Origin of the sequence: Paenibacillus septentrionalis (assembly GCF_042659865.1) — a bacterium.
In the GTDB taxonomy this organism is placed as follows: domain Bacteria; phylum Bacillota; class Bacilli; order Paenibacillales; family Paenibacillaceae; genus Pristimantibacillus; species Pristimantibacillus septentrionalis.
This window is the reverse complement of record NZ_JBHSTE010000005.1, coordinates 35,396-48,316: the sequence shown is the minus strand read 5'-3', so window position 1 is coordinate 48,316 and position 12,921 is coordinate 35,396. Positions and strand designations below refer to the sequence as shown.

The window sequence follows — 12,921 nt, the reverse complement described above, 5'->3', positions numbered from 1 at the left end:
TTCAAACGTTGTTTAAGCTTTCCTTCATCCCATTCTGCTAAAAACTATTTGAAAAAATTAGAACCCAAGGTTGTGGATTGATCGCATCCTTGGGTTCTAATTTTTCTATGTTGATTAAAGTTATGTGTTTAACGAATATAACAACCCTCTATCTATTTTTGGATTTTATAGATTGAGCGTTATTGAATCTATTAAATGTTTCATATTGCTTAAGACCATTCATTAACATTTGCTTCAACTGGATTCATCTGATGGCGACTTTGTAATCGTAACAATATTTTTCTCTTGCCCAAAACGCAATGCTCTTAATACACTTAGCGCATGTTCTTGTGAAACATCATCTAATGTCATGAACACAGATTTCAAGATATCAAGCTTTGATTTCAAGATATCAAGCTGGCACTCTTGTTCATTGTCCTGTGTCATATACTCATCCTCCTTCTGTTAACTTGTGTTATATACACAAATTAACATTTTAATAATGAGCTGTCAACACTAGGCGGTCACTTCCATTGTGTTGACTTTGCTTTTTTTGTGTTGTATATTATGTTCATCTTCATTTAAAGGAGAGGGAGATCTTGCATCAGAGAATTAAAATGATTCGTGAGCAATTAGGGTTGTCCCAAAGGGAGTTTGGAGAAAAGCTAGGCGTCAGTAGAGATGTAATTAGCAATTTAGAATATAACCGAGTCCAACCAAAAGAGTTATTGCTTAAACATATATGTGAGCTATATTCTGTCAATGAACATTGGCTGCAGACAGGAGAAGGAGAAATGTTCGTGAAAAAGCTTTATTCGAATGAACGATTAGAGCAAGCCATTTCTTTGTTTAAAGTGCTGGAGCCGGAGTTTCAGGATTACGCTTTGGAACAAATAAAAAATTTGTCTGAGCTGCAGAATAAAGGGAGAAATTCAAAAGGCGACCAATAGGTTGCTTTTTTAGTTTTTCGAAACAAGCGATAATAGACAGTGAGCGTCTAAACATATTTAGACGTTTTTTATTTTTTTTTATGAAAATGCGCAGGGGTATCGCGTATGAGATTCGTCTATTACATGTGGAGAGGAGGGAGAGCGAGATTAATGAGCAGGAGTGGATAAGCAAAATCTTTAACGGTGGTGCTGCAGCCTATAAGGATTTCGTAAATGCATATTATGAACATGTTTATCGAACAGCTTATGCTGTGCTTCATCATCATCAGGACGCTGAGGATGTCGCGCAGGAAGTATTTGTTCAAATTTATCGCGCTCTCCCTGAGTATCGAAATCAAGGGCTGAAAACATGGATTACACGGATCACCGTGAATCGCGCAATTGATGCAAGGCGAAAGCTGGGCAGGCAGCGAGTTACTGTTGCACCAGATCACGATGATATTCAGTTACAGGCGGATGACCAATGGAGCGAGCAGCTCTCAACGGAACATCAGGTGCTAAAACAGGAACGTAAAGCTATGATCCGTGAGGAATTGAAGCAATTGCCTGAGCATTATCGTGAAGTCATTCAATCTTTTTATATAGAAGAAAAGAGTTATGAGGAAATTGCGACTCAGCAAGGATTGGAAAAGAAGTCTGTAGAATCCCGCTTGTATCGAGCAAGGTTATGGCTTAAGCGTCATTGGCGGAAGGAGGATTTTGAATGAATGAAGCAAAACTGCACATTACAGATGAAGAAATGAAAGCGTATATTAACAATCAATTATCCAGTCATCATCGACAGCATGTAGAGCTGGAAATACAGCTATGTGAAGCTTGTTTGGAACGATTTATCTATTGGAACAGTGTGGTAGAGCTCTCATCTATTCCTCAATCCGACCAGGCCGCTGAACAGATTATTCATTCCATTGAGACAGGTAAACAGCGTAAAAAGCAAATCTGGATTCAGCATCCATTCGCACAGGTTGTTGTGGCAGCCTCCATTACTTTGCTGCTCGTAGGTACTGGCGCTATAAGTGTTGTTTCGTCCTCATTGTCTTCATTGGAAGAAACAAAAATTCAAGATCGCGTAGAGGAACAGCAAGAAGTTGAAGGCATTCCGCTCGACGAGGAAGAACCATACCCTCATTCCAATTCAGACCGTTGGATGGATAAAGCGGCAAGCTGGCTTGATACGCTTCACTCTATCCGATTTGATCGATAGTACGAATTAATTCAAGATAAGGAGAGTGGATAATGAGAACGGATGCGAAGAGCACGTTGGCAGCATTTTTGCTGTCTTTTATTCCGGGTGTTGGACACCTGTATATCGGCAGAGTCGTTCGCTTTATTGTATATGCAGGAGGATTTTTTGTTCCACTCGGTTTTCTATTGTTTATTGGCGCCACTGGCGGACATATACATGGCGATACCATTTTCTTGATGTTTTTCATTGCAGCAGTGTTTGGCTTAATCAATTGGTTTGATATGCTGATTACGATTGTTAGAGGCAAGCATATTACTTATGGCTCTTATGCAATGTCGCCAAACGATGTAATGGTGGAAAATGATCCGCTAACACAGCTTGAGCAGCAGGAAAAAACGAAGGTTATGATGATGTCTATGATTCCAGGATTAGGACATATGTATATGGGGTTTCTGCAGCGAGGCATTACGTTGCTAATTTCTTTTGCAGCTAGCTTTGGTATTGTGTTGTTTGTTGCAATTGTGCTAAGAACGAATTCAATTTTAGTATTATGGCTTGCATTGCCGATCATATGGATTTACAGCATGTTTGATGCGATGAGTGTGCTTGGACGCAAGCAAAAAGGAGAAGAAGTAGCCGATCAATCCTTATTTGTTCATGTAGAGCAGCATCTGGCAAGTGGTAGGAAAAGTCGTGGTGCAGCGATGGTGCTCTCGATCTTTCCGGGAGCGGGACATATGTATATAGGCTTGCAGCAGCGAGGCTTGCAGCTAATGGGATTGTTTTTAATCAGTGTCTTTATTATGGATCAGCTTCGATTGTCGTTGTTTCTGTTTCTACTGCCGATGCTGTGGTGCTACGCGTTTTTTGATGTCCTGGTGCAGCTGCGTAGGCTCGGTGAGGATCAGGTGGAGGATGAGCCTGTCCTTATGTCGATTGCGCCGTATCAGCGCTGGATTGGTGCTGGGCTGTTAATTGTTGGTGTGTATTATTTGCTTGATCGTATTGGAAAGTTCTGGATTGAAAAATATTTTCCTGAGTGGCTGTCGCAATATCAAGAAATCAAATACATGCTGCCTACGGTTGCTATTGCTTTTATTCTAATTTTGCTTGGGATTAAGCTGCTGTTTGGTACAACAGGCCGCAGTCAAGATCGTCAAGGGAGGAAAAGCTAATGGAGCAAGCAGTTGCGACTGGATTTAATAATCAAGGGATTTCGGGAGACGAGCGAAGGGTATGGAAAATCGGGACGTACTCGATGGGTTTAACCCTGATTGGTATTGGACTGGCATTTGCTGCTTCTCTATGGCAGACTACATCGGCTTATCAGCTGCTGTTATGGTTAGCTCCAATTGTGTTTATCGTGCTCGGTATCGAATTAATGGTTGTGCACTCAGAGCGATTTCTGAGAAGGTATAAGCTTCAATATAACTGGATTGCGGTTTGGTTTGTTGGGTTTATCGGAGCCGGGGCGTTAATGCTGGCTGCTCTTTTATCGAGTGGGGTATTAGAGGAAGTGAATCAGGCGTTCCATGTGCAAGAGAGATATGCCTATATTGAAGAACGTGAATCTGTGCAGCTGGATTCTATCGAAAAGGTGATCGTATCAAGCTCGATCGGTTATCAGCTAGAGCGGCATTCAGCGCTTGACGAGGTTATTCTGCTAGGCACATTGTATTATGAGGCTGATCGCTCGATTCAGCTGACTGAGCAGAAGCTGCTGAGAACAAGTCAGGTCGGCAATTTGTTGTACGTGTTTATACAAGGGATAGAGTACGAAAGAAATCTCTTTGCACATACAGGACTAAGAGGTCAGCTTATATTAAATGTGCCTGAGCATGTCATCGTTGAAGAAATATAGAGTTTACGCACAATAGAGGGAATGGGGTAATGGCGTTAAGGCTGCCTTGACAGCTTTAACGCCATTACTCTTTTTATATAAAATTCAAATTCTATGTAATGTTATATTACATAGAATTTGAATTTTAATGCTGGAAAGCTGCTTGTTATTGTATAGTTTGTTCATTGATTATAAAAATAAATTTAATAATTATACGTAACTAACAGTAATGAAAATATTAATTATATGCTGAAATAATTAGAATGATAGAGATAAATAATATTGTAAACGTTATTTCGGTTTATATCAAATGTTGTAAAGTAATCTGACACGATATAAAGTGATGTCCATAAGGAAAGTCGAATCGAACATTATAGGAGGACTCATCTATATACGCATCGCATGGATACGTTTGAAACACCTATGTTTGGTGTGCTTGGCTATGTCGATGATCGTGCAGTGCGTATGTACCGACTTAACGGTCGCGCCATGAAAGCAGGTACTGAAGATTGGAAGACGCCTTTTAATCTTAAGACGATTATCAAGGAGGATCTGCCAAGCGTAGGGATTGCTTATAACTACCAGGATGCCGGTGCAGGGGCTATTACTGGAATGGTTAATGATGGCGTGAAAGGTATCGTTACAGCAGGTACAGGAGCAGGCGGGATTAGCTCGAAATTGTCTACTGAAAGAGCAGCGGCGGTTAGAGATGGTGTTGTGTTCGTATCAACGTCACGCACTGGAACTGGTTCCGTATACAGCTCTGGAAACGGCATAATCTCGGGGGATAATCTTGATCCGCAGCACGCTCGCATCATGCTGATCTTGACACTAGCTTTCACTGATAATTTAGAACAAATGAGAACTTGGTTTGCGACAGTCGGTACACAAGAAATTGTGGTAAATGTGAATAAGGTTGAGGAGCCAGCGCCTTCTCCTGAACCGTCACCAAGCCCAACACCAAGGCCTGGCAATAGTAGCGGCGATCCGGGAATAGAACCATCACCTGAGCCAACTACAACACCAGAGCCGGAACCGACGACAGCGCCTGAGCCGGAAACACCATCCATCGTGTTCACCGATACAAGCGGACACTGGGCGGAGGAAGCGATTGCTGAGGCTGTTAAGCGGAACATTGTACAGGGCTACAGCGATGGAAGCTTTAAACCGGAAGGGCAAGTAACGAGAGCAGAATTTACAGTTATGCTGATGCGTATGCTTGGAGTCGAGCAATCAAGCACTACAACCAGCTTCGCAGATGATTCAAGCATCGGTAACTGGGCAAAATCCGCAGTAGCAGCAGCAGTAGAAAAAGGCTTTATTAATGGCTACACGGACGGTTCCTTCCAGCCAAATCGTACGATTAATCGTATGGAGTTTGCGGTTATTGCTGTCAGAGCGCTTGGTATTGATACTACTCCGTATCGTTCGACTACCTTTAGCGACGATCAAGCGATTGCGCCTTGGGCAAAAGCTTCTATAGCAGCTGCTGTAGATGCCGGAATTATTCAAGGCAAGGGCAATAACAGATTTGATCCTGCTGGAACTGCTACTCGCGCTGAAGCAATAACAGTCATTATGAACATGAGTAAAAACGTTCATAAACAGCAGTAAGCTTTATAACTGAAAAGCATTACTAGAAAAAGTCGCCAGTCTGGCGGCTTTTTTGCATGTTATCATAAGGCATGAAGAATAGACTTCACCAGGCTATTGATTAAGGCAACATTAAATTATTGTTATAATCTAAAAACTGTTGTATTTGATGACGTTCCTATAGCCCATACAATAAGGATGCAAGTCATACATGAAGGGGGAAAAACGATGAAGCAAACTGTTGCAGGATTTAAAACTGCAGTTGCTGCGCTTGCTGTAGCGCTAGTCGTCACTGGCTGTGCTGGCGGTACAAACAACGCGAAAAATGAGCCAGCTGCCAATCAAAGGGATGCGGCGGCAGAAAGCCCGGTCCTAACGAATCCGAAAGATTTCAAATTTGATCCACCTGTGAATGTAACGACAGGGATTCGTTGGTCAGCTCAAGGCGAGAATGAATTTAAAGAAGGGGAAACGATTGAAGACAACTTTCATACTCGTTGGATGAGTGAATCAATGGGTATTAATTTGTCCTTTGATTTTGTTGTACCGAATCTGGAAGACTATGAGACGAAGCTTCGTCTTATGATGGCAGGCAATCAGAAGCTGCCGGATGTGTTTACGTCCAAGGTCGAGATGGTAAGCGACTTAATCTCTGCTAATAAAATTCAGCCGCTAGATGATTATATTGATCAATACTTGTCTGAAAACCTGAAAGCGGTTTATGAGAAGTACCCGGATGTACTGTATCCAGTCACTCGCGATGGCAAAATTTACGGCTTGCCTAACTTATATGCGATGGACGAAGGTACAGTAATGTGGATACGTGAAGATTGGCTGCAAAACCTTAATTTGGAAGCGCCTACAACCATTGATGAGCTAACAGAGGTACTTCGCGCCTTCACGGAAGACGATCCTGATGGCAACAACCAAAATGACACGCTTGGCATGGCAGTGTCCTTGAAGGAAGGTCCTTACAACTGGATGTCAACGGCAGATGGACTTGTCGGAGCGTTCGGTAATCATATGCCATCTAAATATATTTGGGAATATTGGAATCCTGATGAGAACGGTGAGCTAGTTTATAACGCTATTCAACCGGAGATCAAAGCGTTCCTTGCCCAAATGAGAGAATGGATGTCCAATGGCTACATTGACCCTGAAGCTGGTATCAAGGATGCAGGAAAAGCGAGTGAAATCGCAGCTAGTGGTGAAGCGGGAGTGATTTTCGGACCGCCATGGATGGATGGTTATCCGCTTGGAGGAGTACCGGGCTTTAAGGCTTACCCACTACCATCGGGCCCTGACGGACAGCAAGCACGTGCTGAAAAAACAATGGTTCGAGACTATCTTGTATTCAGCAAAGATTTTGAAGATGTAGATGCGATTATCGGCTACATTAACAAAATTTACGCAGCGTATTTTGGCGAGGACGACCCACACTTTGATGAAGCGCTTCGTCACGGCTGGATGGAAGGCTATGACTATGTGATGCATGAGGGCAAAGTATATCGCAACAATTTTGGAGAGCATGGCGTGCCGAGTGAGAAATGGCCGAAGGCTAACGACGACACCGTAACGTACGGCTTGACGCTTCCGTTCCTAAATGGAATCGTACCATTCCAAAGCGACAATGCATTCCAAAAATTCCTAGACAATCCTGAAGCACAACCAGCCAACATGGCGGAAATCAGCGTGTCCAAAGCAAAGCCGCGTATGCTGGAAGCTGGTCTCGTACGAATCTCGCAAAATGAAAACACCATCGTCAACTATTTTAATGGCCCTCCTACTAAAACAATGGTTTCAAAAGGCGAGCTGCTAATTAAGCTGATGACGGAGAGTTATTTGAAAATTATTTATGGAAATGAACCAATCGACTATTTTGACACATTCGTGGGAGAGTGGAAGAAAAACGGCGGTGACGAAATAACAAAAGAAGTTAATGAATGGTATCAAAGCGTTACGCAGTAACTCGATGTAAGTAAGAAGCATACAAGGAGGGGTTATAGCGCCCCTCCTTATTCATAAGAACCGCTACAGATTGGAAGGTGGAAGAGGGATGAATCATCCAACAGTTGCTGCCGACACGCTTGAGTTACAACCTAAGCGAAACAAATTCAAATCGTATTTGCTCAAAACATGGCCGCTCCATGTGCTGCTGCTGCCTGCAGTCATTATTGCATTTATCTACAACTATATCCCGATTATGGGGATTGTTATTGCATTTAAAGACTATAAGCCGTGGTTAGGCCTCGGAGGTTCGCCGTGGGTAGGTCTTGATCATTTTCGATATTTATTTGAATATCCCGACGGTATGCAAATTATTCGAAACACGCTCATTATTGCATTCGCCAAAATTATTACGCAAATGTTTATCCCGGTCATCTTTGCCTTATTGTTAAATGAGATTCGAATAAAATGGTTTAAGCGTACGGCTCAAACCTTCGTATATTTGCCGCATTTTCTTTCTTGGGTCATTCTTGGCGGCATATTCGTTGATATTTTGTCTATTCGAGGCGGGATTGTCAATCGATTTTTGGGCATGTTCGGCGTTGACCCAATTTCATTTTTGACCAATGGTGATTGGTTCCGTATTACAGTGGTCGTGTCAGATGCCTGGAAGGACTTCGGCTTCTCGGCCATTATCTTTTTAGCGGCGATTGCTGCGACCAGTCCTTCGTTGTACGAAGCGGCTGAAATCGATGGAGCGAATCGCTGGCAGCAGGTAATCCATGTGACTTTGCCTGCTATTACGCCAATCTTTATCGTGGTGGCGACACTATCACTAGGTCGAGTGCTCGATGCGGGCTTTGATCAAATATTCAATCTATACAATCCGCTTGTCTACAGCAAAGGAGATATTATCGATACGTTCGTTTATCGAGTGGGCTTGCTGGGAAGTCAGTACAGCTTTGCAACCGCAATCGGTTTCTTCAAATCCATTATTGGCTTTATTATGATCGTTATCAGTTACAGGCTCGCCTATAAATTGGCGAACTACCGAATCTTCTAGACGGGGAGGTGCGATATGCGGTATTACTCCAATACGTACAAAACATTTCTTGTAATCAATTATATATTCATTGCGCTGCTTAGCTTGGCGTGTATCATGCCGCTTATTCACATTTTAGCGGTATCGCTCAGCTCACGTGATGCGGCGACAGCTAATATTGTCAATTTTATTCCGATAGATTTCACCTTGGCAGCTTATAAGGAGACGCTAGGCAACGATAATTTCCTAAAAGCGCTATGGATCGGTGTTCAACGTACTGTGCTGGGGACTGTATTATCCATTGGAATTACGATGATGGCTGCTTATTCACTTTCGAAGGAAAACTACCGTTTTCGAGGTCGAAATATTTACTCCTGGTACTTTATCGTCATCATGCTGTTTAATGGAGGACTTATTCCGACTTATTTAGTAGTCAGCAATACTGGTCTTATTGATACGATATGGGCGCTTATTGTTCCTTCGGCGGTCAACGTGTGGAATATGATTTTGATGCTTAACTTCTTCCGCAATCTGCCACCAGAGCTGGAAGAAGCGGCGCTGATTGATGGGGCTGGACATTTCCGAACGTTATTTTCGATATTTATTCCTGTATCGATGCCGTCAGTTGCGACTATTTTGTTGTTTACGATGGTGATGCACTGGAACTCCTGGTTTGACGGCATTATTTATATGACGAAAATTCAGGACTATCCGCTCGCCTCGTTCCTTCATACGATTGTCGTCAAGGAGAACTTCTCTGAAGTAGGCGTGGACCTGGCAACCTTGAACCAGATTTCGAATCGTACGGTTAAGTCGTCTCAGATTTTCATTGGGGCACTGCCAATCCTGCTCGTTTACCCATTTTTACAAAAGTATTTTGTGAAGGGCATTGTGATGGGTTCAGTTAAAGGGTAAGCTTACCGCTCTTCGCTGATTTTCATGTAAACTAGACATTGAACATCTACCGAGGAGCGGAGGCCTGATATGAAGCGGCTCAATACATTTAAGAAAATCATCATCATGCTGTCGATTTTATTGCTGCCTGTTATTTTGATCTATACCTATTCCAATCGCAATAGTATGCAAATTATTCAAAATGAACTTATTCAGCTTACATTAAATCAACAGGACTTTCTCGTTGAGCAATTGGACATGATCAGCGAGCAGCTATGGAAATCTGCCTACATTACGATGTCGGATACAAATGCGCTAATGCTGCAGCATGAATCGATTACTAAGCCAGGGTATGACAATTTCAAAATTATTGAGGCGCTTGAGCATCATCTCCGACTCGAGAGCACATCGTACAGCTGGCAATATGGGCTCACCCTGTTTTCACCTGTGACAGGCGCATACATTACGACAGATGATCGAAAGTTTGACTTGGACTATTTTCAACAGCATTTCTATACGAACTGGTCCTATGTCAGGCTGAAACCGGAGGAATCTGACGGCTATTATTTTGTGCGCCACATGACTAAGCCCTTCTCGCTGGATCATAACCCGGAGGAGCTGGGTCTTATATTGGAAGTTGCAATTCCTGCAAGCAATATTGCGCATTTGCTGGAGCAATTTACGACTGGCAGAACAGGAGAGCCGCTATTTTATCATCCGCAAGCTGGCATGATAGCGCTTAATGATGCGGACCCGGAGCTTACGCTTGCCTTTAAAGAAGTGCTGGAGGAGCATGAGCTCGGGGCAAGAGGGTATGAAATTGTGCGTGCCTCTGGTGAGCAGTATCTCATGAATTATACAGAATCAACCTGGCATGGCTGGTATTTGATTGACTTTGTGCCGCTCAAGTCTGTTGTAGCACCGCTCGATCACAGCCTGCGTTCGTTTTATTATATTATGGCGCTGCTTATGCTAATTGGCGTTGCGTTTGCAGTCATTATCTATCGAAGCGTACAAATTCCAATTATCGAGCTGATAAAAGGGGTGCGCCGACTAAAGCAGGGCAACTACTCCTTCCGCATTGCTGTGAAGGAGAGCAGCGAATTTCATTATTTGTTTTCTGAATTCAACCGAATGAGTGAAGAGACGCAGCAGCTGATCGAGAAAGTATTTGTCAGTCAGCTAAGGGTAAGAGACGCCACGCTAAAGCAGCTGCAATCACAAATCAACCCGCATTTTTTATATAACAATTTTGCATTTATTCAAAGTATGACGCAAATGGGCAATAAGGGCGCGGTCATTGCCTTCACGCAACATCTTAGTCAGTATTACCGCTATACGACACGGACGGAGATGACGTCAACGGCGCTTTATGAAGAGCTGAATTTGATTCAAAGCTATCTTGAAATTCAGCAAATGCAAATGCTTCGTCTGGAATACGACATTAACGTACCGCAAGCCTTGCTCGATCTGGAAATTCCGAGGTTAATCATTCAGCCAGTCGTAGAAAACGCGATCGTTCATGGCATCGAAAGATCGCTAAAATCTGGACTGATTCGCGTAACAGGCAAGGAAGAGGGACCATATGCAGTCATCATCATTGAGGATAACGGCAAAGGGCTAGCAGAGGAGGAGCTGGAGAAGCTTAGTACTGCGATGGCAAGTCCGATGCAGGATGAAATGGGCTTTGGGCTTTGGAACATTCACCAGCGGCTGCTTCTATACAATGAAGACGGTCAGGGACTCGTATTCGGAACGTCTGCGCTTGGCGGGCTGAAGGTGGAGCTATACTTCCGCATGAAGGAACAAGGACAGAATGAAAGCATCATTGAATCGGAGGGATCAGCATGATTTCGCTGTTAATTGTAGACGATCATCCACATCAAGCTGATAGTATTGCACATGTGGTAGCGGAGGCGCGCTTGTCGTTTTTAGGTGCGATATACAAAGCGTATTCTGCTGAAGAAGCGCTGGCGAGGTTTGCCAGCGAGTCGATTGATATCGTCATAACAGATATACGGATGCCCGAGATGAACGGTGTTGAACTGATTGAAAAGCTGAGAGAAAAGTCCAGCACGGTTAAGTGCGTCTTATTGTCCGGCTATGCGGAGTTTGAATATGCGCAGCGGGCAATGGAGCTGCAAACCTCCAAGTATCTAATGAAGCCTGTGCAGAGGTCTGAACTGCTTGCAACACTGGAGACGCTTAGCGAAGAGATTCATACTGAACGCTGCAGCGTTCAGCAGCAGGAGCGAACGATTCATGCGATGCGTGAGCATATGCCGCTTGTTAAGGGAGGGCTGCTGCAGGACTTGGTGCAGGGGAAAGCGATCATGAGGCGAGACTTGGAACGGCGCCTTGCCACGCTTGAGCTGCCATTTGCAATTGGAGAGGATGTTTTATTTTTTGCCGTGCAGATGGAGGATGACTTATCGGGCTACAACGAGCATGACAAAACCTTGATTAATTACGCGATGTCGAATATTGGTGAGGAGCTGCTGCAGGATTCATTCCATGTGTGGCATGCCGCGATCGGCGAGCGCAACATTGCCTATGTGTTAAAGCCTAAGGATCATAAACGCAATCATGCGTTTGAGCGGATGGAGCGGCGCGCGAAGGAAATGCAGCGCAGCGTCTATCGCTATCTCAAGCATATGATCTCAGTCGGCATTGTTAACAGTCCAGTTGCCTTTCCTGAGGAGTTGCATGAAGCATTTCAGAAGAGCAGACTGCTGTTCCGCAATCGAGAAGACAAGGTTGCAGGCTTATTCGCTACAATCAGCGATCTGCCACAACCAAGGCTGTCCGGCTCTATCGATTCGCTGTATCAGCCTCCGTCGCTGGCCAATCTAATGGAGATTGGACGCTGGGATGAAGCAGAGAAGAAGCTGCACGCGATTTTCCGAGAGCTGGAAGAGAAGTGGACGGATTCCACCGAATACGCGCAGGAGGTCTTTTTTGTCATTGCGGGCTCCTATCAGTTCGTCACCCATAAGCGAGGCAAGCAGCTTCAGGAGACGATTGGACCGCTTTACAAAGGAATGCTTGAAAAGCATGAAAGCTGGGATCTGCCGACCTTTCGCGAGTGGGCGCTGCGCTCGCTTTGCAAAATTGCAGAGGAAGAAACACCAGCGCATCGCAATGCGACACTATCGCTGTCTAAGCGTGTACAGCAATTTGTAGAGGCTCATTTGAATGAAGATTTATCCTTGCCTATGATTGCCGAAGAGCTGGGCTTCCATCCTGCCTATTTGTCCAAAGCGTTCAAGATGGAGACGAGTCAGACACTGAGCGATTACTTGCTGAGCAGAAGGATGGAGCATGCAGCCGATCTTCTGCGGAAAACAAATTGCAAAATATATGAGATAGCGGAGCGTACGGGCTACCAGACGGCTCATTACTTTATTAAGCTGTTCAAAAATTATTATGGCGTTACGCCGCAGCAATATCGCAATCGTCAAATCAGCAGCAAGCGGCAGCAATAATCCAG

Annotated in this window: 12 protein-coding genes; 11 read left to right on the top strand and 1 reads right to left on the bottom strand. The window is 44.0% G+C overall.

What is annotated here, in order from left to right; all coding sequences use genetic code 11:
- Positions 1–234: 234 nt before the first annotated feature.
- Positions 235–426 (bottom strand): hypothetical protein, encoded by a 192-nt coding sequence (locus ACFP56_RS15145; protein WP_379236012.1) that lies wholly within the window; start codon positions 424–426, stop codon positions 235–237.
- Positions 427–578: 152 nt separating this feature from the next.
- Between ACFP56_RS15145 and ACFP56_RS15140 the strand changes: the two genes are divergently transcribed.
- The 11 genes from ACFP56_RS15140 (at position 579) to ACFP56_RS15090 (ending at position 12,916) form a co-directional block, all read left to right on the top strand.
- Positions 579–929: a helix-turn-helix domain-containing protein gene (locus ACFP56_RS15140; RefSeq protein WP_379236010.1), complete on the top strand. Its 351-nt coding sequence runs from the start codon at positions 579–581 to the stop codon at positions 927–929.
- A 125-nt stretch (positions 930–1,054) separates the two neighbouring features.
- Entirely contained in the window at positions 1,055–1,636 is a 582-nt protein-coding gene (locus tag ACFP56_RS15135) for an RNA polymerase sigma factor (RefSeq protein ID WP_379236008.1), read from the top strand.
- Complete coding sequence (locus ACFP56_RS15130; protein ID WP_379236006.1) at positions 1,633–2,133, top strand: hypothetical protein; 501 nt, start codon at positions 1,633–1,635, stop codon at positions 2,131–2,133. The genes ACFP56_RS15135 and ACFP56_RS15130 overlap by 4 nt, the downstream gene beginning before the upstream one ends.
- A 32-nt stretch (positions 2,134–2,165) precedes the next feature.
- A complete protein-coding gene (locus ACFP56_RS15125; RefSeq protein ID WP_379236004.1) occupies positions 2,166–3,290 on the top strand; it encodes a hypothetical protein in 1,125 nt (374 codons plus the stop codon).
- The gene (locus ACFP56_RS15120) at positions 3,290–3,976 is read left to right on the top strand and encodes a hypothetical protein (protein ID WP_379236002.1); all 687 of its coding nucleotides are present in this window, start codon (positions 3,290–3,292) and stop codon (positions 3,974–3,976) included. Before ACFP56_RS15125 ends, ACFP56_RS15120 begins: the two co-directional genes overlap by 1 nt.
- Positions 3,977–4,357: 381 nt before the next feature.
- Positions 4,358–5,569 (top strand): S-layer homology domain-containing protein, encoded by a 1,212-nt coding sequence (locus ACFP56_RS15115; RefSeq protein WP_379236000.1) that lies wholly within the window; start codon positions 4,358–4,360, stop codon positions 5,567–5,569.
- A gap of 207 nt (positions 5,570–5,776) precedes the next feature.
- Entirely contained in the window at positions 5,777–7,516 is a 1,740-nt protein-coding gene (locus ACFP56_RS15110; protein ID WP_379235998.1) for an extracellular solute-binding protein, read from the top strand.
- A gap of 88 nt (positions 7,517–7,604) precedes the next feature.
- A complete protein-coding gene (locus ACFP56_RS15105; protein ID WP_379235996.1) occupies positions 7,605–8,558 on the top strand; it encodes an ABC transporter permease in 954 nt (317 codons plus the stop codon).
- 15 nt (positions 8,559–8,573) lie between these two features.
- Entirely contained in the window at positions 8,574–9,452 is an 879-nt protein-coding gene (locus tag ACFP56_RS15100; RefSeq protein WP_379235994.1) for a carbohydrate ABC transporter permease, read from the top strand.
- A 69-nt stretch (positions 9,453–9,521) separates the two neighbouring features.
- The gene (locus tag ACFP56_RS15095; protein ID WP_379235992.1) at positions 9,522–11,282 is read left to right on the top strand and encodes a sensor histidine kinase; all 1,761 of its coding nucleotides are present in this window, start codon (positions 9,522–9,524) and stop codon (positions 11,280–11,282) included.
- Positions 11,279–12,916 (top strand): response regulator transcription factor, encoded by a 1,638-nt coding sequence (locus tag ACFP56_RS15090; protein ID WP_379235990.1) that lies wholly within the window; start codon positions 11,279–11,281, stop codon positions 12,914–12,916. Before ACFP56_RS15095 ends, ACFP56_RS15090 begins: the two co-directional genes overlap by 4 nt.
- The last annotated feature ends 5 nt before the right edge of the window (positions 12,917–12,921 follow it).

Excerpts from the sequence above, each read along its gene's own strand:
- ACFP56_RS15115 (WP_379236000.1), top strand. The coding sequence starts at position 4,358 with ATGGATACGTTTGAAACACCTATGTTTGGTGTGCTTGGCTATGTCGAT.
- ACFP56_RS15095 (WP_379235992.1), top strand. The coding sequence starts at position 9,522 with ATGAAGCGGCTCAATACATTTAAGAAAATCATCATCATGCTGTCGATT.
- ACFP56_RS15145 (WP_379236012.1), bottom strand. The coding sequence starts at position 426 with ATGACACAGGACAATGAACAAGAGTGCCAGCTTGATATCTTGAAATCA.
- ACFP56_RS15110 (WP_379235998.1), top strand. The coding sequence starts at position 5,777 with ATGAAGCAAACTGTTGCAGGATTTAAAACTGCAGTTGCTGCGCTTGCT.
- ACFP56_RS15125 (WP_379236004.1), top strand. The coding sequence starts at position 2,166 with ATGAGAACGGATGCGAAGAGCACGTTGGCAGCATTTTTGCTGTCTTTT.
- ACFP56_RS15105 (WP_379235996.1), top strand. The coding sequence starts at position 7,605 with ATGAATCATCCAACAGTTGCTGCCGACACGCTTGAGTTACAACCTAAG.
- ACFP56_RS15100 (WP_379235994.1), top strand. The coding sequence starts at position 8,574 with ATGCGGTATTACTCCAATACGTACAAAACATTTCTTGTAATCAATTAT.
- ACFP56_RS15130 (WP_379236006.1), top strand. The coding sequence starts at position 1,633 with ATGAATGAAGCAAAACTGCACATTACAGATGAAGAAATGAAAGCGTAT.
- ACFP56_RS15090 (WP_379235990.1), top strand. The coding sequence starts at position 11,279 with ATGATTTCGCTGTTAATTGTAGACGATCATCCACATCAAGCTGATAGT.
- ACFP56_RS15120 (WP_379236002.1), top strand. The coding sequence starts at position 3,290 with ATGGAGCAAGCAGTTGCGACTGGATTTAATAATCAAGGGATTTCGGGA.